The following is a 21,611-nucleotide window of genomic DNA, read 5'->3' as shown; positions in this document are numbered from 1 at the left end:
GGGTCTACCGGGTCTACCGGGTCTCTCGGGTGGCGAGCTGCTCAGCGGAGCGGGCGACGCCGAACGCCTGCGGGATGGGCTGGCTGGCCATGTGGAGGCGGTCGGCGGTACGGCGCGGCAGCGGGTAGTGCTCGTAGACGCCGTGCACCCGGCCGTCGGGCGTCATGGGCTGGGCGTGGAAGCGGGCGACCGTGGCCAGCCGGTACGGCTCCCCGCCGTGGCTGGCCAGCAGGGCGACCTCGGTGATGCGGCGGGCGCCGTCGGGGAAGCGGGTGAGCTGGACGAGCACGTCGACGGCGCTGTTGATCTGGTCGTGCAGGGCGACGAAGGGGACCTCCACGTCGGACATGGAGGCCAGGGTCTGGAGCCGCATCAGGGCGTCCTCGGCGCTGTTGGCGTGGACGGTGGCCAGCGAGCCGTCGTGGCCGGTCGACATGGCCTGGAGCATGTCCAGGGACTCGCCGCCGCGGACCTCGCCGACGACGATCCGGTCGGGGCGCATCCGCAGCGAGTTGCGGACCAGGTCGCGGATGGTGATGACGCCCTTGCCCTCGACGTTGGGCGGGCGGGACTCCAGGCGGATGACGTGGGACTGCTGGAGCTGGAGTTCGGCGGAGTCCTCGATGGTGATGATGCGCTCGTGCTCCGGGATCAGCCCGGAGAGGGCGTTGAGGAGGGTGGTCTTGCCGGTGCCGGTGGCGCCCGAGACGATGATGTTGAACCGGGCCCGCACCAGCCCCGCCAGCAGGTACAGCATGTGCTCGTCGAGCGAGCCGAGGCCGATCAGCTCCTGGAGGGTGAAGGAGCGCGGGAAGCGGCGGATCGTCAGGATCGCGCCGGTCAGGGAGAGCGGCGGGATGATGACGTTGACGCGCTCCCCGGACGGGAGGCGGGCGTCGACCATCGGGTTCGACTCGTCCACCCGCCGGTTGACGGTGGAGACGATCCGCTCGATGGTCTGCATCAGCTGGTCGTGGGAGGCGAACCGGATCGGCAGCTGCTCCACCCTGCCCCCGCGCTCCACGAAGATCGCGTCGGGCCCGTTGACCATGATCTCGGTGATGGAGGCGTCTTCGAGCAGCGGTTCCAGGATGCCGAGGCCGAGCGCCTCGTCGACCACCCGCCGGATCAGCTGCGACCGTTCGACGGTCGACAGGACGGGTCCCTCGCGGCTGATGATGTGCCCGAGGACCCGTTCGAGACGGGCCCGGCGCTCGGCGGCGGCGAGGCCGCTCATCTCCGCGAGGTCGATCTCCTCCAGGAGCTTCGACCGGTACGAGGCGACCAGGTGGCCGTCCTCGCCCCGGCTGCCGTGCTCCTCGGGGGAGTGGATGCGCGCGCGCAGGCTCATGCGTCCGGTGCTCCTTGCTCAGTGGTCCAGCGGCATGGTGGCGGTCCGGGTGGCGTCGCCGAAGTCCCAGCCGGGGACGACGGAGGGGATGTCGACGGTGGCGGTGACCGTCACCTCGTCGCCGCCGAAGGAGGCCGGGCAGGCGGTCCCGTCGGCCAGCCAGCCGCTGACCGCCGCCGCGCATCCCCGCTGGGCGCTCTCGTCGAGCGAGGCGGCACGCGCCCCGGCCCGGGCCGCCGTACCGGCCTGCTGGGCGGTGTAGGCGACCAGCCCGAGCTGTACGGCGGCCAGCGCGACCAGGACCAGGACCGGCAGGAACCCGAGGTACTCGATGGCGACCTGACCGCGGTCGCCGTACGTCCGGTGACGGCGTCGGTACGGCATCTCAGTCCGTCTCCTCCTCGACCGCGCCCGCGTGGCCGCGGACCGTGAAGGGCAGCCCGAAGGCGCCCGGGAAGAGGACGGGGACCTGGAGTTCGACGGTCGACGTGACATACCCACCCCCGGTCTCGCAGCCCGCGCTGCCGCTCCACGCGTCCGGCAGCTTGTCGAGGCCGGCCGCCTGGCAGGCCCCCTGCCGCTCCCCCGGTGCCGCCGCCGTCCCCGCCCGTACCGCCTCGTCCGCAGCATTCCCCGCGAGCGTGTAGGTGTACCCCACCAGCACGAGCTGCCACAGCACCACCAGCGTCACCAGGATCACCGGGGTCATGCCGAGGAACTCGACGGTGACCTGGCCCCGGTCCCCGCGCCCGTACCGCCGTAAGCGGTTCATCCCCCGCCTCCCCTGCGCCGCCGCAGGCTCACCGCGCCCCGGTCGCCGCGGAACCGGCCGGCCTTCTGCACCGCGGCCCCGGGGGCCTTGACCAGGCCGGTCTCGGCGGCGAGACCCCACAGGGCCTGCCGTACGGTGGAGCGGGCGTCCAGCTCGTGCAGGCGGCCGGCGTCCACGGCGGCCTGGAGTTCCTTGAAGTGGGCGGGGATCGTGGTGGCGGCGACGGCGGTGCCGGTGATCCGGCCGATCAGCGGGGGCTGGATCTCCGTGGCGCGGGTGTGCCGGTTGACGACCACGGTGGTCTCCTCGGCCTTGCGGATCTGGAGCCGCTCCCACATCCGCACCGCGCGCTTGGCGCCCCGGACGGCGACCACGTCGGGGGTGGTGACCAGCAGCGCGGTGTCGGCGGTCTCGACGGCCGCCGCGCCGGCCCCGCCGAGCTGGGCGCCGCAGTCGATGACGACGACGTCGTAGCGGGAGCGCAGGGCGCCGACGATCTGGCGGGCGGCCCGGTCGGTGACGTCCTCGCCGCGTTCGCCCTCGGCGGGGGCGAGCAGCAGGGCCAGGCCGCTGTCGTGGCGGAAGACGGCGTCGGCCAGGACGCGCGGGGAGATGTCGGTGATCGCCGCCAGGTCCAGCACCGAGCGGCGGAACTGGACGTCCAGGTAGGAGCCGACGTCGCCGGTCTGGAGGTCGAGGTCGAGCAGGGCGGTGGAGCGGCCGGACGCCTGGGCGGCCAGGGCCAGTTGGACGGCGGTGACGGTGGCGCCCACGCCGCCCTTGGCGCCGCTGACGGTGACGACGGTGCCGCCCGCGCCGGTGATCGCGTCGCCGCCGCTGCCCAGGTGGCGGCGTACGCCCACCGCCCACTGGGCGACGACGTGAACGCGCGCGGCCAGTTCCTCGTAGTTGAGCGGGAGGGCGATCAGGCCGCGGGCGCCGTAGTCCATGGCCGCCTGGAAGAGTCCCGGTCCGGCGTCGGAGGTGACGAGGATGACGCCGACGGCCGGGAAGCGCAGGGCGACCTCGCGGATCAGCTCCAGGGCCGGGACGGGGCCGATCCGCTCGTGGACGACGACGACCTCGGGCAGTTCGTCGACCGACTCGGCGGCGAGCCGGGCGAGGGTGTCGACGAGCTGGGTGGAGTCGGTGACGGGGGCGACCGGCTCGGCGTCGGGGAGCTGGCTGAGCAGCGTGGTGATGGACCGGACGGCGTCCGCGTCACCGACCGCCGGGAGGATCCTCGTGGGCATGCGGGCCTCTCACTTGTCCTTCGCGAGTTCGTACGTCCGGTCCTGCTCGGGGACCGTGCTGTCGCCGCCGGGCGCGACCAGCGCGAGCCGGACCCGCTGGGCGAACGACTCGGCGTAGGTGATGCGCTGGGCGTCGAGGGTGGACAGTGCGAAGGTGATGGGGACGGCCTCGGAGGCGTCCCGGCGGCTGCTGTTCTCGTCGGGTTCGAGTGAGGTGAGCTTGCCGACGTCGAGGACCCTGGCGCCGGTCACGATGATCTTCGACTGGTCGGGGTCGCCCTCCCGGGCGCCCTCGAAGGTGGCGTAGACGTTGACGGTGGAACCGGGGGTGATCTTGCCGGCCACCCCGGTCGCCGCGTCGATCATGATGGCGACCTCCTGCTGTCCGGGCTGGAGGGCGGGCTGGTCGACGATCATGTCGCTCTGGAGCAGGGAGCCGCCCTTCAGCGTCGTCACCGCGATCTTGCCGCGGACGGCGGAGAGGTCGGTGACGGCGTTCTCCGACAGCCACCGCTCGGGCATCTCGATCTTCTCGAACTGGTCCGGGCTGAGGGGGGTGTAGGGCTTGATCTCGCCCTTGAGCCGGTACGCGGTGACCTCCGGGCCGACCTTGGACTTCACGTCGCTGATGACGGACAGGACGCCGGCGAAGGCGCCGAAGGCGCACAGGACCGACAGGACGAGCAGGATCACGCCGCGGCGCTGACGGGAGTTCATGTGCCGTGCAACCTCATCGGGGATATCGGTCGGGCGGGGACGGGGGACTCGGGACGCGGGCGGATCACGGCCTCACCCGCCGGGACCGGGGCCGGGGCCGGCGGGAAGGGCGCCCCGTGACGTCCCGTTCGGGACGCCGCCGGACTCGATCTCGTACGGCCACCCGTGCCGGCCGCCGTGTCTCCCGTACGGACCGCTGCTCCGGCCGGTGTGCTGAGGGCCGTCCTGGACGCCGTACCGGCCGCCCCGCTCCTGCCGCGTGCCCGTCGGCAGGGCTCTGCGGCCGTCGCGCCGGCGGGGCTCGTCGGGCGGCGGACCGGCGGAGCAGAAGACGCACCGGTCGCCGATGACGTCGATGCCGCACCAGTGGCAGGTGCTCTGCCGCACCGAGGTCACCAGCTGGTAGAGGACGGACAGGTCGGGCAGGAAGGCGCAGAACTCGGTCATCCGGCCCGTCCCCCACCAGGCCGGGGAGTCGGCGGGGAGCGGCGTCTCGCGCATGCCGAGCACGTTCCAGGAGGGGGCGAGGGTCTGGGTGATCCAGTCGGAGGGGAGCTGGCCCTTGGCGACCAGCATCCAGGTGCCGAAGTCCGGTCCGCCGAGCGCCGCTTCGGGACCGATCCGCACGAGCTGCGGCTCCGGGTGCGCCAGTACGGCGAACTGGCTGCCCGGCACCCACGACTTGGCGTGCGCCTTCAGCCCGACGGGCACCCGGTCGAGCCGGGCGACCGAGCCGAGCAGGGCACCGGCGTGGATGTAGTGGGTGAGCAGCCGCCCCGCCGACGCCAGCACACCTGGGCTGAGGTCGCAGGAGGCGAGCTGCCGCAACTGCCGTACGAGAACCGCGAGTCCCAGGGGCGGCAGGTCCGGCCGGAACAGGGCGATCCGGTCGCTCTCCAGCAGGGAGCGGACGGTGCGCAGCCGCCGCTCGACCGCGGCGGGGGCGGCCGCCGAGCAGACGACGATGACATGGCCGTACTGGTCGACCAGGCCCTGCAGCTCGGTCAGCACCTGCTCCAGGGGCCGTTGCCCGACGTCCTGGAGGACTATGGCGGGCATGGTCCGCTCGTCCTGCGGCGGCAGTGCCAGGTCGGCACTGGTCACGGCAATGGCAGTTGGCACGCGCGGCTCCCCGTCTCCCATGCCCGTCGGTCCACCGGTGTAACTCCGGCACACCCGGATGACTTCACTGCGTGACTTCCCGAGCACTGTATCCACGCGTCTGTGACCGGAGAACAGCGTTTCTGTAGCTGCGGAACAACTTGTGACGCACAAGTTGCGCCAAATCGGGACAGGTTGAGCATTTTCCGATGGCATGTCCGCGCCCATTTCCCCCTCCCCCGCCCGCGCCTACCCCTTGACAGGCCAATTGGTCTGGACCACCTTGTACTCCCAACGGTGGCCACCGTCCCCCTACTTCCCCCCGGAGGCACCAGTGGACCCCGTACGCAGACAGCACGGAAGACGCGTCGGCAGCTGGGCCGGCGCCGCCACCGCCGCGCTCGCCCTGACCGTGACGGCGCTCGGACCCGCGTCCGCCTCGTCCGCCGCGGCCGCCGCGGCCGCCGCGGACGCCGCGGACGCCGCGGACGTCAACAACGCGAGCAACGCGGGCTTCGAGTCCGGCCTGAGCGGCTGGACCTGTTCGGCGGGCAGCGGTACGACCGTGTCCTCGCCGGTCCGCACGGGCGCCGCCGCGCTGAAGGCGACGCCGGGCGGCCAGGACAACGCCCGCTGTACGCAGACGGTCGCGGTGGTCCCCGACTCGACGTACACGCTCGGCGCCTGGGTGCGGGGCGGGTACGCCTACCTGGGCGTCACCGGCACGGGCACGACGGACGTGTCGACCTGGACCCCCGACTCCACGACGTGGAAACAGCTCTCGACGACCTTCAGGACCGGCCCCTCGACGACCTCGGTGACGGTGTACACGCACGGCTGGTACGGCCAGTCCGCCTACTACGCCGACGACATCTCCGTGCAGGGCCCCGACGGGGGCGGCGGCGACGACGGCGAACAGCCCTCCGTCCCCTCCGCCCCGGCCGGCCTGAGCGTCTCCGGCACGACCTCCTCCTCGGTGTCCCTGTCCTGGAACGCGGTGTCCGGCGCGACGGGCTACTCCGTCTACCGCGACGGTACGAAGGTGACGGCGGTGACCGGCACCTCGGCGACCGTGACCGGCCTGTCGGCCGCGACGTCGTACTCCTTCCAGGTCACGGCCACCAACGCGGCCGGGGAGTCGGTGAAGTCCGCGGCGGTGACGGCGCGTACGGCCCAGTCCGGCGACAGCGGCGGCGACCTGCCGAAGCACGCCGTGACCGGCTACTGGCAGAACTTCGACAACGGCGCGACGGTCCAGAAGCTCTCCGACGTCCCGTCCGCGTACGACATCATCGCCGTCGCCTTCGCGGACGCGACATCGACGCCGGGCGCGGTGACCTTCAATCTGGACTCGGCGGGCCTGGACGGCTACACCGTCGACCAGTTCAAGGCCGACATCAAGGCCAAGCAGGCGGCCGGCAAGAAGGTGATCATCTCGGTCGGCGGCGAGAAGGGCACGGTGTCGGTCGCCGACGCCGCCTCCGCGACGAACTTCGCGAACTCGGTCCACTCCCTGATGCAGACGTACGGCTTCGACGGCGTCGACATCGACCTGGAGAACGGCCTCAACGCGACGTACATGACCCAGGCCCTGCGCGCCCTGTCGGCGAAGGCGGGCCCGGAGATGATCCTGACCATGGCGCCGCAGACCATCGACATGCAGTCGACGTCCGGCTCCTACTTCCGGACGGCGCTGAACGTGAAGGACATCCTCACGGTCGTCAACATGCAGTATTACAACAGCGGTTCGATGCTGGGCTGCGACGGCAAGGTCTACAGCCAGGGCTCGGTGGACTTCCTGACCGCGCTGGCCTGCATCCAGCTGGAGGGCGGCCTGTCCCCGTCCCAGGTGGGTATCGGCACCCCGGCCTCGACCCGGGCGGCGGGCGGCGGCTATGTGGCACCGTCCGTGGTGAACAACGCCCTGGACTGCCTGACCAGGCTCACCAACTGCGGTTCCTTCAAGCCGTCGAAGGCGTACCCGGACCTGCGGGGCGCGATGACCTGGTCGACCAACTGGGACGCGACGGCGGGCAACAGCTGGTCGAGCGCGGTGGGCCCGCACGTGGACGCGCTGCCGTAGGGCCTGTCGTCCGGCCCGTGCGGCTGCCCCGCGTACCACGGCGGCCGCACGGGCTCAGTCGCCCCTTCCCGGGTTCCCGCTCGGCAGGAACTTCTGGCGTACCCACAGGCCCAGCAGCACCGTCCCGCCGACCAGCAGCGGCACCGGGTCGTGGGCGGTGGGAGCCAGGACGTGTCCCAGGGTGGTGACCGTGCAGACCGTCAACGGAACGAACGCCGCCGCACCTTCCATCCCCCAGCGCATCGTCGGCGGGGCCATGCCCAGGACGCTCGCCCCGCCGGGCAGCCACGGGCCGACGGCGATCACCAGCAGGCCGGTGGTCTGCCAGGCATCGAGCCACTGCCCGGCCGGCACCCCGGGCCGGGGCGGGCCGGCCGTCCAGAGCTGCAGGGTGTCGCCGATCAGCATGAGGGACAGTCCGGCGATCCCCGCCCACAGGGCGGCTCTCCGGTCACTGCGTACGCGACGGCGCAGGGCCAGCAGAAAGCTGAGGAAGACCAGATCGGCGGCCCACAGAAGGCCCACCATCCCCTCCCCCAGCCGCCAGCCGTCACCGGTCCCGTTCAGCAGTACCCAGCCCGTCATGAACAGGGCTCCCGCCGCGACGCTCCCGTCGAGCACCCGCCGCACCAGCACGGACCGGCCGGTACCGGCGTCGGCCGCGACCACCAGACCGGCCGTGCCCAGGCCGACCGCCAGCGTCGCTCCGACGATCACCACCGACTCCACCAGCGGCCGCTCGCCCGGCCCCGGATCCGGAGGGCGGGCCGACAGCACGCCGGCCACCACCCGGTACACGCCCCCGGTCGCCGCCGACCCCCCGAACAGCAGCAGACGGGTCCGCACCCGTCCGCTCGCCCACCGCGCGCGGAGCACCAGCGAGACCGCCAGCACGCAGCAGCCGACGGCCGGCCCGAAGTCCACCAGCCGCGCCAGCGCGCTCCCCAACCCCGACATCCGGTGGCCTTTCACCGTTCCCCGCCCGCAGGGCCCTTCCTCCGGCCCCGGGGTCCACTGGGAGAACGTAGAAGACCCGTCACCTGCACCGACGTGAACCATGCGGCCATTCACCCGTACCGCGTACGGGAGGGGTCCGCGGGCTGCCGCCGCCGTGGACGGACGCCGTCAACACGCCCGTGACGCCCGCGTACGTCAGTAGGTCAGTAGGTCAGTAGTCCTGGTTCTCGCTCTCCGCGGTCAGCCACCGCATGTGGTCGTGGAACTGCTTCCCCGCCTGTTGGAAGAGCGGGTACTCCCCGGCCTGGAGGCTCTGGACGCCGAACTCCGAGCCGAGGTGCTCGTCAACCACCTTGATGACGGCGAAGGGCCCGGTCAGCACGGGACCGCTCGAGTGGAGTTCTTCGGCGTCCATGGCGCTGATGTCGGGTGCGATCCTGGCGATCAGCTTCTCCATGAAGGCCGAGTTCCGCTGGGCACCGATGAAGTGGTTGCCGTAGCCGCCCGTGTCGAGGAGGTAGCGTGCCGCGGTCCTGACCTGCTCGTCGGTCGCGACGCCCGTGACGGGCGGGGCCCCCGCCTGCGAGAGGGCGGAGCCGAGGCTGAGCTTGTCCCGGATGAGGGGCCCGAGGATCGGGAGGTCGTTCTCGCGGAGCGTCGGCCGGGTCTGCTTGAGGTCGATCGTTCCGGACCCCAGGTCCACGTCGGCGTACACGCCGCCGTGTTTCTTGAGGATGCTGTACCGGGCGATGTCGGAGGCGACCGGGTACGCCTTCTTCGAGCCCTGGGTCGCCGTCTGGTACGTGGCCCTGACCCGCTCGTCGAGGGCGTCCTCGATGTAGTGGAACGAGATCCCCGGGGTCGTCCGCACCCGGACTCTGTCGCCCAGCGACCACTTACTGTGCCGGTCCGTCCAGAGACGGATGCGCCAGTCGGAGTTCCGGGCCTTCGCCGCCCACTCCAGGACGTTGTCGAGCGCGTCCTTGCTGATGTTGCCGCCGATCCAGATGAAATGGACCAGGGACGGGATGCGGGGGCGTTCCGGGGCAGAGACCTCGGACACCGTCTCGCGGAGGCCGGCGAGATAGGCCGGCTGCGGATCGAGGGCTGCGAGACGGTTCATGGCGAGAGAGACCGCGTCGTGGTCGCCCCTGGACAGCGAATCGAAGATGAACGTGCGGACGTCCCGCTCGTTGTCGGAGTCCACGGCCTGCGGGCCCGTGGTCCCGTCCCCTCTGTGCGTGACATGGAGCGGGGCTCGTTGGACGGGCAACCGCTGCACGGTCCTGTCCGTATGCCCACGGCCGGGACCGTGAGCGTGGCGCTGCCCCTCGACCAGCCGGGCGACCACGGCGTTGCCCGCGACCGGCTGGAGCGCCGTCACACCGGCCCGGTCCACCGGCGTCCCGGGCGTCCAGCCCTTCACGCCGACCGCCCGGGACATCGGCTTGGCCTTCGGCTCCCGCTGTGCGGCCGGGTCTCTCGCCAGGTGATCGCGTGTCAAAGGATCTCCTTGATCTCAAGCCGGACGCCACGCCCTGAACCGAAGCGGTCCTCATGGGCACCCTTGACAACCGGCCAGGACACCACAAGGACCGCACGGCCTCACTCACGGGCAGACCTCGGCGCACACACGGCCCGGCCCGTGGTCCCGGGGTCTGATCCTGGTGTGTGAAACATTCCCCCCGTCCCATCGCGTCAAAGAGGTGACGGCGGTACGACAGGGGGAGCGCGCGGATGTGGCAGAAGCGGCAGGGCCGGGAGGACGAGTACGCCGAGTTCGCGACGGCGCGGGCCGGGCACCTCTACCGGTCCGCGTGTCTGCTGACCGCCGGTGACACCCACCTCGCCGAGGATCTGGTGCAGGAGACCCTCGGCCGGCTGTACGTCCGCTGGGGACGGATGGCGCGGGTCGGGAACCCGGCCGGGTACGCGCAGACCGTCCTCGCCCGGGCCTTCCTCACCCATCAGCGGCGGCGCAGCAGCCGGGAGCGGGCCACGGACACGTTCCCCGACCTGCCGGGTGCCGCCGACGGGGACGCGCCGCTGCGGCTCACCCTGCTCGACGCGCTGGCCCGGCTGCCCGCCAAGGACCGGGCCGTCGTCGTCCTGCGCTACTGGGAGGACCGCTCCGTCGAGGAGACCGCCGACGTGCTGAACGTCAGCTCGGCGGCGGTGCGGACGCGCTGCGTGCGGGCGCTGGGCAAGCTGCGCGCGCTGCTCGGCGAGGACCTCGCGGAGTACGCCAGACCCTGACCCGCCCCGTCAGAAGACCTTCTCACCTCTCACCCCTCACCCCTCACTTCTCACCTCTCACTTCTCACCTCTCACCTTGCGGAAAGGGTGTTCGCCATGCCCGAGAACCAGCAGGACGCGCCGGATCGCTTCGAGGACCGGCTCACCGCCGCCCTGCGTGACACCGGTGACGGTTTCCAGGCCGACCGGACGGCCCTCGTCGCCGGCGGACAGCTGCGCGGGCGCCGGGCCCGGGTACGGCGCCGGGCCGGCGTGCTCGGCGGGGCGGCCGGGATCGCGCTGATCGGGGTGGGCGGGGCGGTGCTGCTGCCGCAGGGGGCCGACCCCGGCACCCGGCGCTCCGTCGCGGCCTCCCCGGACAGCGGGCAGCCGTCCCCCTCGGCCACCCCGTCCGGCTTCTCCGCCAGGGAGCTTTTCGACACGCTGGAGGGCCTGCTCCCGCCGGGTGAGGTCAGTCAGGGAGTGGTGCGCGGCTCGGACGCGGAAGAGGGCCCGTACGTGCAGGTCGTGTACGACGACGGGGACGGCGCCGCCGCGATCGGGGTGGGCTTCGCCCGGGTCGAGCCGGGCGGCGAGCAGGCGGGTCAGCTCACCGAGTGCCCGGACTCGGCCTTCGCCCCGCACGACGACTGCGCCACCGGCCGGTCGGCCGACGGCTCCCTGCTCAGGGTGGTCAAGGGCTACGAGTATCCGGACCGGCGGGTCGACACCAAGCTCTGGACCGCCGACCTCGTCACGGCCGAGGGGCAGCACATCAGCGTGAGCGAGTGGAACTCGCCCGCGGAGAAGGACCGGCCGGTCAGCCGTGAGGAGCCTCCGCTGTCGGCGGCCGAACTGAGGGAACTGGTCTCGGCCGAGGTGTGGCGCCGGGTCGCGGACGCGCTGCCGGAGAACGGAAAGCTCGTGGAGGACGGCGGGACGGGCGCCACGCCGTCGTCCGTCTCCGGCGAGGCCGTCGGCGACACCCTCGCCGGGCTGCTCCCCGACGGTCTGGAGGTGGTCCGGCGGGGCGGCGAGGGCGAGTTCGCCTATGCCGTCGTCGACGACGGCGAGGGCGAGAGCCTGGTCCAGGTCAACGTCCAGCACGGCATGAACGACGTCGCCGGTCAGCTCTACGGCTCCGCCGAGACCCTCGCCGACGGCACCCGCGTCACCACCCGGCAGGGGACCGGTGACAACCGGGTCGCCGGGGTCGTGATGTGGACCGCCGACACCCTGCGCGCCGGCGAGGACGGGTTCCGGGTCGTGGTCAGTGCCTTCAACAACAGCGCCGGGAACGCCGAGCCGAGCCGCGACGAGCCGGCGCTCAGCCTGGAACAGTTGCGGAAGATCGCCCTCAGCGCGGAGTGGGACGCGCTGCGCTGAGACACTGACCGACGCCGAGGGCAGTGGTTCCGGAAACCGTGAGCACTGAGGCCGAAGTGTCATCCGTTTTCGAGGTGCCACTGGGACGTGAGACCGAGGATCAGGCGGAGGGCGGCGCAGCGGTGCCGCGGGCTCGGGCAGAAGTAGTCGGCCTCCGCGGACCGGCGGGCCGCAAGGGGCAACGCGCCTGGCCGAACACCCCTTGCGGCCAAGTCCCCAAGAGCGGCGAGCCGTGCCCTTCTCGCCCTTCCGGTCGGGCACGCTCGCGGCGTAGACCTGCAGGGCAGCCCACATACGCCCGCTGGAAGGTTTCGTCGCATGCACGCGCAGGATTCGGGCAAGGCGCCGGACAGGACGGAACCGCGGCTTCCCGCGGCCCCTACCCCCTTGGCCACGCTGAATCCGCCCGAACTGTCCGAAGCGGCCGCTCTCACGCCGCACACCGTGACGGCGCTTCAGCGGAGCGTGGGAAACGCGGCCGTCTCGCGCGCCCTGCGACAGGTCCGGCGTCACCCCGTGCAGCGTGCCTTCGGCTCCCCAGCGTCGGAAGGCAAGTCCGTCCCGGAGTACACCCATGTCGCCGTCGACAAGAACGGCGTCGGCCTCGACCAGCTCTTCCTCATGCTCAACGCGAACGGCCTCAAGACAGCCGAGAGTCTCAACATCAAACTCTCTGGCGGCAGCGAAAAGCTGGGGCACCACCAGCACGTCTTCATGTGGGACGCAAGGCCCAAGGGACTCAACGGCGCTGCGGGGATCATCAACGGCGTCGGACAGGACAGCAGCATCCGGGTGAAGATCCGCATGGCGGGTCTGAGGGAGCCCGGAGTGTTCTCGAAGGGCAACTTGAAGGGTGACCATCCCAAGAAACTGGGCGGCACGTCGGACAACGGCGCGTGGGCGTACCAGGGCAACATCCCCCGCAAGTACCTGTTCATCGAGGGGCTCGATCAAGTGAGCCACGCCGGTTTCGAGCAGTGGTACGCCGGCGAAGGGTGGCCCGACGACCACGCCCAGATGTTCGTACCCGCGTCCGGTCGTGAGCAGCTCGCCTGAAGGCGGCGCGGCTCCGGCAGGCGCTAGAAGAACTCCGACCACGGCTGGTCCCAGATCTGCTTCACGCACAGCACCAGGAACAGCAGGCCCGCGATGCCCAGCATGCCGTTGCTCAGCCAGCCGTTGCGCCACTCGGCGGGGGTGCGGGAGGAGTTGAGGAGCCACACCAGGGTCAGGGCGAGGAAGGGCATGAAGGCGGCGCCCAGCACGCCGTAGATGATGACCAGGCGGAAGGGCTGGCCTTGGAAGAGCAGGACGATCGGGGGGAAGGTCAGCCAGAGGAGGTAGAGGCGGAACGGCCAGGAGCGTTCGCGTTCGCCGGCGGCGATCTTCTCGCCCGTCGCCTCCGCCGTGCCGGCCCGCAGCCGGGCCACGAAGTCGGCGAACATCAGGCTGACGCCGTGCCAGACGCCGATCAGCGAGGTGAAGGACGTGGCGAAGAAGCCGATCAGGAAGAACTTCGCCGTGGCCGTGCCGTACCGGTCCTCCAGGATGTCGCTGAGCTGGACCAGGCCCTTGTCGCCGCTGGCGATGGCGATGCCCGCGCTGTGCAGCAGTTCCGCGCCGACGAAGAGCATCGCGACGACGAAGACGCCGGTGGTGAGGTAGGCGACCCGGTTGTCCAGGCGCATCACCTTCATCCAGCCGGTGTCCGTCCACCCCTTGGCGTTGACCCAGTAGCCGTACGCGGCCAGCGTGATCGTGCCGCCGACGCCGCCGATCAGGCCGAGGGTGTTGAGGATCGAGTCCTTCTCGTCGGGCAGGACCGGGAGGAGGCCGGCGAAGGCGTCGCCCAGGTTGGGGGTGACGCGGACCGCCAGGTAGACGGTCACCACGAACATGACGCCGACCAGGACGGTCATGACCTTCTCGAAGACGGCGTACTTGTTGAACCAGACGAAGACCAGGCCGACCACCGCGCAGGCCACGCCCCACCACTTCAGGTCCATCACGTCCGGGAAGAGGGCCTGGAGGGGAAGCGCGCTGGAGGACATCGCCGCCGCGCCGTAGACGAAGCCCCAGACGACGACGTAGAAGGCGAAGAACCAGGTCGTCCAGCGGCCGAGGCTGGCCCAGCCGTCGAAGAGGGTGCGGCCGGTGGACAGGTGCCAGCGGCCCGCCGCCTCCGCCAGGGAGATCTTCACCAGGCAGCCGAGGACCGCCGCCCACAGCAGGGTGTAGCCGAAGTTGGCGCCCGCGATGAGGGTGGCGACCAGGTCGCCGGCGCCGACGCCGGTCGCGGCGACGACGATGCCGGGGCCGATGTAGCGCCAGCTTGACTTGCGAGGAGTGCCGGTGTTGCCGAGGGTGCCCGTAGCGTCCGCCATGCCGATCAAGAAAGCGTAAAGAGCACCGCGGCGCAAGAGCGCGCGGGCGCACTTGACCTGACCATGTCACCCCGCCAGGATGAGCGCCACATCCGCACAGCACGTCGCTGGACCACCCCCCGCTCCACTCCCCCGCCTCCGGAGATCCCGGAGGCCCCGGAGAATCCAGGAGACTTCATGCGACTTCGCTCACGAGGCCCCGGCAGCCGCAGACACTGGGCCGCGCTCGCCGCCCTCCTCGCGCTCGCGCTCGCCGCCCCGCTCTCCGCGACGACCGAGGCCGGTGCCGACAGCGCCCGCGAGGCCGCCCCGTCGGCGGACGACATCCGCCAGTACGAGGTGCGCACCCGCTCGGACTCCGCGTCGCGCACCGCGATCCAGCGCACCGGCGTCACGGTGGACGACGCCGACGACCACTCGGTCTTCGTCTCGGGCCGCGCCGACCAGATCAAGGAGCTGAAGCGGCTCGGCTACGACGTCACCCCGATGGGCGCCGTCCCCGACCGCTCGGACGGCGCGGACGACGTACGGCTCCTCGACTTCCCCTCGGCCGACTCCCGCTACCACAACTACGCCGAGATGACCGCGGAGATCGACGCCCGGATCGCGGCGTACCCCGGCATCATCAGCAAGCGGGTGATCGGGAAGTCGTACCAGGGCCGGGACATCGTCGCCGTCAAGATCAGCGACAACGTGGCGTCCGACGAGAACGAGCCCGAGGTGCTCTTCACCCACCACCAGCACGCCCGCGAGCACCTGACGGTGGAGATGGCGCTCTACCTGATCCGCGAGCTGGGGGCGGGCTACGGCTCCGACTCCCGGGTCACCAGCATGGTGAACGGCCGCGAGATCTGGATCGTGCCGGACATGAACCCGGACGGCGGCGAGTACGACATCGCCACCGGCTCCTACCGGTCCTGGCGCAAGAACCGCCAGCCCAACTCCGGTTCCTCCTACGTCGGTACGGACCTGAACCGGAACTGGGCCTACCGCTGGGGCTGCTGCGGCGGCTCCTCCGGCTCGCCGTCCTCGGAGACCTACCGGGGCCCGGCCGGCGAGTCGGCGCCCGAGGTGAAGGTCGTCGCCGACTTCGTGCGCAGCCGGGTCGTCGGCGGGGTGCAGCAGATCAAGGCGGGCATCGACTTCCACACGTACAGCGAACTGGTGCTGTGGCCCTTCGGCTACACCACCGCCGACACCACCACCGGGATGACGGCCGACGACCGCAACGCCTTCGCGACGGTCGGGCAGAAGATGGCCGCCAGCAACGGCTACACGGCGGAGCAGTCCAGCGACCTGTACATCACCGACGGGTCGATCGACGACTGGCTGTGGGGGAACCAGAAGATCTTCGGGTACACCTTCGAGATGTACCCGTCGTCCAGTTCCGGCGGCGGCTTCTACCCGCCCGACGAGGTCGTCGAGCGGGAGACGTCCCGTAACCGGGACGCGGTACTGCAGCTCCTGGAGAACGCGGACTGCATGTACCGGTCCATAGGGAAGGCCGCGCAGTACTGCACGGCCTAGTCACGGGCTGGTTCCGGGCTAGGAGGCGGCTGCCTCGCCGTCGTCCCTCTCGTCCGCCTCGTCCCCGGCGTCCCCGGCGGCTCCGTCCTCGAAGTACGCGTCCAGGACCGCGTCGAGCGCCGTCTCCCACTCCGCGAAGCGGCTGCGGGAGGCGGCCTCGATCTCCAGGTAGTACCAGCGCCGCTCCGGCGTGTGCACGGTCACGGTGAACCGCTTGCCGAAGCGGGGCGTCTCCGTCTCGACCGCGCCGATCTCGTCCCAGCGGAACTCGCACTCCTGGTCGTCCAGGGCCAGGCGTACGCCCCGGTGGTCGGCGACGATCCGGGCGCGCCGGTCGGCCGCCTCGAAGACCGGTCCGTCGGCGGACGGTTCGTCCTGGGCCTCGTCGGCCGGCTCGGGAGCCTGTTCGGGCTCGGGTTCGGGCTCCTCCCGGCCCGCGTCCGCCGGCTTCGCGTCCTCCGGTTCGCCGGACCCGGGCGAGGTGAGCCCGGGGATGAAGGCCGGGTCGAACCCGGCGCCCTCCAGGGGCTGGCTGCTCGATCCAATGCGCTGCTCCACGCGGGCAGTATGGTCGACGAACCTGTGCCGCACACAGCCGCCCCCGGCATCGTTACCACGACGATGCCGCTACACGAAGAGGCTGAGCACCGCCGCGACCGCGAACCCGGCCAGTGACAGCACGCTCTCCAGTACGGTCCACGACTTGAGCGTGTCCCGTTCGCTGATGCCGAAGTACTTGGCGACCATCCAGAAGCCGCCGTCGTTGACGTGCGAGGCGAAGATGGAGCCGGCCGAGATGGCCATGATGACCAGGGCGACGAACGCCTGGGAGTGGTCGCCCTCGGCGAGCAGCGGGGCCACGATGCCCGCCGTCGTCACGATCGCCACCGTCGCCGAGCCCTGGGCGACGCGCAGCACCAGGGAGATCAGGTAGGAGAGGGCGATCACCGGGAGGCCGACGCCGTCGAACGTGTCGGAGAGGGCCTGGGCGACGCCGCTGCCCTTGAGGACGGCGCCGAAGACCCCGCCCGCGCCGACGACCAGCAGGATGTTGCCGACCGGCTTCAGCGAGGCCGTCGAGACGGTCTCCAGGGACTTGCGGGACCAGCCGCGCCGGATGCCCAGCAGGTAGTAGGCGAGGAACAGGGCGAGGGTGAGGGCGACGAACGGGTTGCCGAAGAACTCGATCACCGAGCGGCCGGTGGAGGGGTCCAGGACGATCGAGGAGAAGGTCGCGGCGAGGATCAGGACCAGCGGGGTGCCGATGATGCCGAGGACCGTGCCGAGCGGCACCGGGGTCTCCTTCGGCGTCACGCCCGCCGCGCGCTGCTCGGCGACGACGGCCGCCTTGGCCTCCTCGGCGGCCTCCACCATGTCCTGCGGTACGGCGACGAAGAGGCGGCGGCCGATCCAGGCGGACCAGGCCCAGGCGGCCAGCACGGCGGGGACGCCGCAGACGACGCCCATGAGGATGACCCAGCCCAGCTCGACGTGGAGCAGTCCGGCGGCGGCGACCGGGCCGGGGTGCGGCGGCAGGAAGGCGTGGGTCATGGAGAGGCCGGCCAGCAGGGGCAGGCAGTAGAGGAGGACCGACTTGCCGGAGCGCTTGGCGGCGGCGTAGACGATCGGGGCGAGGACGAAGATGCCGACGTCGAAGAAGACCGGGATGCCGAAGATCAGGCCGGTGAGGCCCATGGCGAGCGGCGCCCGCTTCTCACCGAAGAGACCGAGCAGACGGGTGGCCAGCACCTGTGCGCCGCCGCTGACTTCGAGGATCGCGCCGAGCATGGTGCCCAGGCCGATGATGATGGCGACGTGGCCGAGGATGCCGCCCATGCCCGACTCGATGGTGGAGACGGCGTCGGACTTCTGGACGGTGCCGAAGAGTTCGGTGACCGAAAGGCCGGCGAGCAGGCCGACGGCTATGGAGACGGCGAGCAGCGCGACGAACGGCTGGAGTCTGGCCTTGATGATGAGGAACAGCAGCAGCGCGATGCCGATCGCGGCGACGGTCAGCAGACCGGCCGTGCCGTCGATCAGGAGCAGCAGACCGCCGGTGTGGGACGGGGAGTCGGGCATAGGGGGTCCTCTGGAGAGGTGCATGGAGCTTTCGGGCAGGGGGGATCGCGGCACGGCGCCCCGTGCGGGGAGCGCCGTGCCGTACGCGGACGAGCGGGGAGGGACGGTCAGCCCAGGACGGCCAGCGCGTCGATCTCGATGAGGAGTCCGGCGGGCAGGCCGACGTAGACGGTCGTGCGGGCGGCCGGGGGCTGGGTGAGGCCCTGCTCCTCGAAGTAGGCGTTGTAGATCTCGTTCATCTCGGCGAAGTGGTCGACGTCGGTGAGGTAGACGCGGATCATCATCACGTCGTCCCAGCTCGCGCCGCCCTCTGCCAGGATCGCCTTGACGTTGGCGAGGGTCTGGAGGGTCTGCTCGCGCAGGGTGGGGCCGGCCGGGGTCGGGGCCTTGCCCTCCTCGTGCGGGAGGAAGCCGACCTGGCCGGCGACCTGGAGGATGTTCCCCTTCTTCACGCCGTGGCTGAACTTCGCCGGCGGCACGGTGTGGGTGGAGGGGGTGAGCGCGGTCTTCTCGGTCATGCGGTGACTTCCTTGGCTGAGGCTGAGGCTGAGGCTGGGGTTCTGCCGGAGTACTCGCCGCTGATGGCGTCCGCCGTACGGCGCACCAGCGGGAGCAGGGTGAGGAGTTCGTCGGCGGTGACGACGACGTTCGGCGCGGAGACCGACATCGCGGCGACCACCCGGCCGGCCGCGTCCCTGACGGGTGCGGCGACGCAGTTGATGGACTCCTCGTGGCCGCCGAGGTCGGTGGCCCAGCCCTGTTCGCGCACCTTGGCCAGTTCCTTGAGGAAGGCGTCGGCGCTCGGTGTCGAACGGGGTGTGTACATGGGGTAGTCGAGCCGCTCGACGACCGCGCGCCGCTCGCCCTCGGGGAGGTCGGCCAGCAGCAGCTTGGCGACGGCGGCGACGGTGATGGCGACGGGCTTGCCGATCCGGGAGTACATGCGGACCGGGTAGCGGCTCTCCACCTTGTCGATGTAGAGGACCTCGTTCTCCTCGTGGACGGCGAGGTGGACGGTGTGGCCGCAGGTCTCGTTGAGGCGTACGAGGTGGGGGTGGGCGATCTCGCGGACGTCGAGGTTCTCCATCGCCTCCTGGGCGAGGGCGATCAGCCGGGAGCCGAGACGGTAGCGCTGGTCGGACTGGCGGTAGACGAAGCCGTGGTCGTGCAGGGTGCGCAGCAGGCGCAGGGCCGTGGACTTGTGGACGCCGAGCGCGTCGGCGACCCGGCCGAGGTCGGCGGGGCCCTCGGCGAGCAGCGGCAGGATGCTGAGCGCGCGGTCGACGGTCTGGCTCATGGGGTGCGTACCTCCTCGTCGGCCTTCTCGGCACGGGTCCAGCCGGGGCCGAGTCGCAGTCTCCCCCATGCGGGCTCGTCCAGGGCGGCCAGGCGGTCGGCCAGGTCGCGGGCCGGGGGCGGGGCGAGGTCGCCGGGGACGGTGAGGGCGGCGGCGGCCCACAGGTGGCCGTGGCGCAGCCGGTCCCGTACCGGCAGCCCGCGCAGGGTGGCGGAGAGGAACCCGGCGGCGAAGGCGTCACCGGCGCCCACGGCGGCGACGACGTCGACGCGGAGGGCCGGTACGGAGGTGGCGTGCGGGCCGTGGAAGGCGGTGGCGCCGGCGGCGCCCCGCTTGACGACCAGCAGCTCGGGCTCCGGCAGCGCGTCCCGCACGGCCCGCGCGCCGCGCAGGCCCCAGGCGTCGCGGGCCTCGTCGTCCCCGACGAACACGATGTCCGCCCCCCGTGCCAGTTCCAGCAGGACCTCGGGGCCGTCCGCCGCACGGCTCCACAGCCCGGAACGGTAGTTCACGTCGAAGGACACCCGTGGCCGTTCCGCGCGGCGCGCGGTCAGTTCCCGCATCAGCAGCAGGCAGTCGGCGGAGAGCGCGGCCGTGATACCGGACAGGTGCAGTACGCGTCCGGCGCGGACGGCGGCCGGGTCCACCGTCCGCGGGGACATGGCGGAGGCGGCCGATCCGGCCCGGTAGTACGCCACCTCGTGCGTGTCACCGGCCCGGTCCCCGGCGGTGCGGAAGTACACGCCGGTCGGGCGTGCCGCATCCCGCCGGACGGCGCTGACGTCGACGCCGTGGCCGCCGATCGTCTCCACCAGGTGGTCGCCGAAGCCGTCCGCGCCGACCCGGCCGACCCAGCGGGCGGTGTGGCCGGCGGCGGCGAGCGCGCAGGCGACGTTGGACTCGGCGCCGCCGATGGCCCGGTCGAAGGAGGGGACGTCGGCCAGCCGCCCGGGGCGGGAGGGCAGGAAGGTGACCATGGACTCGCCGAGCGTGACAACGTCGACGGCATCCATGGGCAGGCTCCTTGTCGTGTGCGGCGAGTTGTGCTGGCGACGGGTTCCGTGCCCGGCGAGCGGCGGCCCCGTTGACCCGCGTTCGCCGAGATGTTAGACAGCGGTAAGCGACATACGCAATGAGCGTTGCACAGAATGCAACACCCTGGACCTGGGAGGCCCGATGGCCCTTGACACCGGTACCGAAGCCCTCGCCGACTTGGCCGAGGAGCACGTCGACCACCGCTTCAAGGGCCTCCCGCCGGACGCGTACGGCCTGACCGTCGCCGAGCTGGCCGCCCAGCGCCGGAACCTCTTCACCGGCGGCTTCACCACCCCCGTGCTGGCCCTGTCCGCCGAGCGCCTGGCGCACAACCTCGCGCTCATGGAGACGTACTCCGCCCGGCACGGCCTGGCCTTCGCGCCGCACGGCAAGACCTCCATGGCGCCCCAGCTCTTCCACCGGCAGATCGAGCACGGCGCCTGGGGCATCACCCTCGCCGTGCCCCACCAGGTGCGGGTGGCGCGGGCCTTCGGCATCCGGCGGGTCTTCCTCGCCAACGAACTGGTCGACGCCGCCGCGCTGCGCTGGATCGCCGCCGAGCAGGACGCCGACCCGGACTTCCGCCTCGTCTGCTACGTCGACTCCGTGCGCGGGGCCGAGCTGATGGACGCGGCGCTGGAGGGGGCCGCGCGGCCGCTGGACGTGGTCGTGGAGCTGGCCGCGGGCGAGGGCGCGCGGACCGGCGCCCGCACCGAGGCGGAGTGCGCGGCGGTCGCGGACGCGGTGACGGCCGCGCGGGCGCTGCGGCTGGTCGGGGTCGCCGGGTACGAGGGCGAGGTGCCGGACGCGGATCCGGAGCGGGTGCGGGCCTATCTGCGCCGCCTTGTGGCGCTGGCCGCCGGTTTCGACGAGCAGGGCCGTTTCACCGGGGCGGACGAGATCGTGGTGAGCGCGGGCGGCAGCGCCTGGTTCGACGCGGTGGCCGACGTGTTCGCCGACATCCCCGCCCTCTCCCGGCCCGTGCTGAAGCTGCTGCGCTCCGGGGCGTACGTCTCGCACGACGACGGCCACTACCGCGAGCTGACCCCCTTCAACCGGGTCCCCGAGGAAGGCGCCCTGGAACCCGCCTTCCGCCTGTGGAGCCAGGTGGTCTCCCGCCCCTCCCCCGAGCAGGCGTTCACCAACGCGGGCAAGCGGGACGCGGCGTACGACCTCCACCTCCCCTTCGCCCAGGTGGTCCGCCGGGACGGTGGCGCCGAGCGGCCCGCCACCGGTGTCACGGTGACCGGCCTGTCCGACCAGCACGCCTGGCTGCGTACGACGGCCGAGGCGGACCTGGAGGTCGGGGACTGGGTCGGGATGGGTCTGTCCCATCCGTGCACGTCGTTCGACAAGTGGCAGCTGATCCCGGTCGCGGAGGCGGACGGGACGGTCGTCGAATACATCCGTACGTACTTCTAGGAGGGCTCCGTC

The 21,611-nt window shown here is 71.7% G+C and carries 19 protein-coding genes and 1 pseudogene; 6 read left to right on the top strand and 14 right to left on the bottom strand.

Annotated elements, in window-relative coordinates:
* Nucleotides 1-13: 13 nt before the first annotated feature.
* The 6 genes and pseudogenes from ACZ3IG_RS11395 to ACZ3IG_RS11370 form a co-directional block, all read right to left on the bottom strand.
* Nucleotides 14-1,351, bottom strand: a complete 1,338-nt coding sequence (locus ACZ3IG_RS11395) for a CpaF family protein (RefSeq protein WP_467431057.1) — start codon at nt 1,349-1,351, stop codon at nt 14-16.
* 18 nt (nt 1,352-1,369) lie between these two features.
* Nucleotides 1,370-1,735 carry a TadE/TadG family type IV pilus assembly protein gene (locus ACZ3IG_RS11390; RefSeq protein ID WP_467431056.1) on the bottom strand — a complete coding sequence of 122 codons (366 nt, stop codon included), beginning with the start codon at nt 1,733-1,735 and terminating at the stop codon, nt 1,370-1,372.
* A gap of 1 nt (nt 1,736) precedes the next feature.
* The gene (locus ACZ3IG_RS11385; RefSeq protein WP_467431055.1) at nt 1,737-2,123 is read right to left on the bottom strand and encodes a TadE/TadG family type IV pilus assembly protein; all 387 of its coding nucleotides are present in this window, start codon (nt 2,121-2,123) and stop codon (nt 1,737-1,739) included.
* A complete protein-coding gene (locus tag ACZ3IG_RS11380) occupies nt 2,120-3,376 on the bottom strand; it encodes an AAA family ATPase (protein WP_467431053.1) in 1,257 nt (418 codons plus the stop codon). Before ACZ3IG_RS11380 ends, ACZ3IG_RS11385 begins: the two co-directional genes overlap by 4 nt.
* Before the next feature lie 9 nt (nt 3,377-3,385).
* The gene (gene cpaB, locus ACZ3IG_RS11375) at nt 3,386-4,093 is read right to left on the bottom strand and encodes a Flp pilus assembly protein CpaB (protein ID WP_467431051.1); all 708 of its coding nucleotides are present in this window, start codon (nt 4,091-4,093) and stop codon (nt 3,386-3,388) included.
* 288 nt (nt 4,094-4,381) lie between these two features.
* Nucleotides 4,382-5,236 (bottom strand): annotated as a pseudogene (locus tag ACZ3IG_RS11370) (hypothetical protein); the annotation flags it as partial.
* Nucleotides 5,237-5,528: 292 nt separating this feature from the next.
* Between ACZ3IG_RS11370 and ACZ3IG_RS11365 the strand changes: the two are divergent.
* Complete coding sequence (locus ACZ3IG_RS11365; protein ID WP_467431049.1) at nt 5,529-7,277, top strand: chitinase; 1,749 nt, start codon at nt 5,529-5,531, stop codon at nt 7,275-7,277.
* A 54-nt stretch (nt 7,278-7,331) separates the two neighbouring features.
* On the opposite strand, the gene ACZ3IG_RS11360 is transcribed toward ACZ3IG_RS11365, so the two are convergent.
* Both ACZ3IG_RS11360 and ACZ3IG_RS11355 read right to left on the bottom strand, forming a co-directional pair.
* A complete protein-coding gene (locus ACZ3IG_RS11360; protein WP_467431048.1) occupies nt 7,332-8,234 on the bottom strand; it encodes a hypothetical protein in 903 nt (300 codons plus the stop codon).
* A gap of 211 nt (nt 8,235-8,445) precedes the next feature.
* Nucleotides 8,446-9,738 carry a glycosyltransferase gene (locus ACZ3IG_RS11355; RefSeq protein WP_467431047.1) on the bottom strand — a complete coding sequence of 431 codons (1,293 nt, stop codon included), beginning with the start codon at nt 9,736-9,738 and terminating at the stop codon, nt 8,446-8,448.
* A gap of 233 nt (nt 9,739-9,971) precedes the next feature.
* Between ACZ3IG_RS11355 and ACZ3IG_RS11350 the strand changes: the two genes are divergently transcribed.
* The 3 genes from ACZ3IG_RS11350 (at nt 9,972) to ACZ3IG_RS11340 (ending at nt 12,911) form a co-directional block, all read left to right on the top strand.
* Complete coding sequence (locus tag ACZ3IG_RS11350; protein WP_467431046.1) at nt 9,972-10,490, top strand: SigE family RNA polymerase sigma factor; 519 nt, start codon at nt 9,972-9,974, stop codon at nt 10,488-10,490.
* Nucleotides 10,491-10,586: 96 nt separating this feature from the next.
* Nucleotides 10,587-11,855, top strand: coding sequence for a hypothetical protein (locus ACZ3IG_RS11345; protein WP_467431044.1), 1,269 nt, complete (start codon nt 10,587-10,589; stop codon nt 11,853-11,855).
* Between the two features lie 318 nt (nt 11,856-12,173).
* Nucleotides 12,174-12,911 carry a hypothetical protein gene (locus ACZ3IG_RS11340; protein ID WP_467431042.1) on the top strand — a complete coding sequence of 246 codons (738 nt, stop codon included), beginning with the start codon at nt 12,174-12,176 and terminating at the stop codon, nt 12,909-12,911.
* 23 nt (nt 12,912-12,934) lie between these two features.
* Here ACZ3IG_RS11340 and ACZ3IG_RS11335 read toward each other — a convergent pair whose 3' ends face one another.
* Entirely contained in the window at nt 12,935-14,239 is a 1,305-nt protein-coding gene (locus ACZ3IG_RS11335; protein ID WP_467431041.1) for an Nramp family divalent metal transporter, read from the bottom strand.
* Nucleotides 14,240-14,416: 177 nt separating this feature from the next.
* On the opposite strand from ACZ3IG_RS11335, the gene ACZ3IG_RS11330 reads away from it, so the two are divergent.
* Complete coding sequence (locus tag ACZ3IG_RS11330; RefSeq protein WP_467431039.1) at nt 14,417-15,766, top strand: M14 family metallopeptidase; 1,350 nt, start codon at nt 14,417-14,419, stop codon at nt 15,764-15,766.
* 18 nt (nt 15,767-15,784) lie between these two features.
* On the opposite strand, the gene ACZ3IG_RS11325 is transcribed toward ACZ3IG_RS11330, so the two are convergent.
* From ACZ3IG_RS11325 to ACZ3IG_RS11305, 5 genes are all read right to left on the bottom strand, one after another.
* The gene (locus tag ACZ3IG_RS11325; RefSeq protein WP_467431038.1) at nt 15,785-16,324 is read right to left on the bottom strand and encodes a hypothetical protein; all 540 of its coding nucleotides are present in this window, start codon (nt 16,322-16,324) and stop codon (nt 15,785-15,787) included.
* A gap of 69 nt (nt 16,325-16,393) precedes the next feature.
* A complete protein-coding gene (locus tag ACZ3IG_RS11320) occupies nt 16,394-17,845 on the bottom strand; it encodes a GntP family permease (protein ID WP_467431036.1) in 1,452 nt (483 codons plus the stop codon).
* A gap of 107 nt (nt 17,846-17,952) precedes the next feature.
* On the bottom strand, nt 17,953-18,363 hold the full coding sequence (locus ACZ3IG_RS11315) for a RidA family protein (RefSeq protein ID WP_467431035.1): 411 nt from the start codon (nt 18,361-18,363) through the stop codon (nt 17,953-17,955).
* Nucleotides 18,360-19,142 carry an IclR family transcriptional regulator gene (locus tag ACZ3IG_RS11310; protein ID WP_467431033.1) on the bottom strand — a complete coding sequence of 261 codons (783 nt, stop codon included), beginning with the start codon at nt 19,140-19,142 and terminating at the stop codon, nt 18,360-18,362. Before ACZ3IG_RS11310 ends, ACZ3IG_RS11315 begins: the two co-directional genes overlap by 4 nt.
* Entirely contained in the window at nt 19,139-20,155 is a 1,017-nt protein-coding gene (locus ACZ3IG_RS11305; RefSeq protein ID WP_467431032.1) for a sugar kinase, read from the bottom strand. The genes ACZ3IG_RS11310 and ACZ3IG_RS11305 overlap by 4 nt, the downstream gene beginning before the upstream one ends.
* Nucleotides 20,156-20,318: 163 nt before the next feature.
* On the opposite strand from ACZ3IG_RS11305, the gene ACZ3IG_RS11300 reads away from it, so the two are divergent.
* Nucleotides 20,319-21,599, top strand: a complete 1,281-nt coding sequence (locus tag ACZ3IG_RS11300) for an amino acid deaminase (RefSeq protein WP_467431030.1) — start codon at nt 20,319-20,321, stop codon at nt 21,597-21,599.
* The last annotated feature ends 12 nt before the right edge of the window (nt 21,600-21,611 follow it).

It is taken from the genome of Streptomyces sp. NPDC016677 (assembly GCF_055562815.1).
The sequence above is the reverse complement of the archived record's forward strand: the minus strand, read 5'-3'. Positions and strand labels throughout refer to the sequence as shown.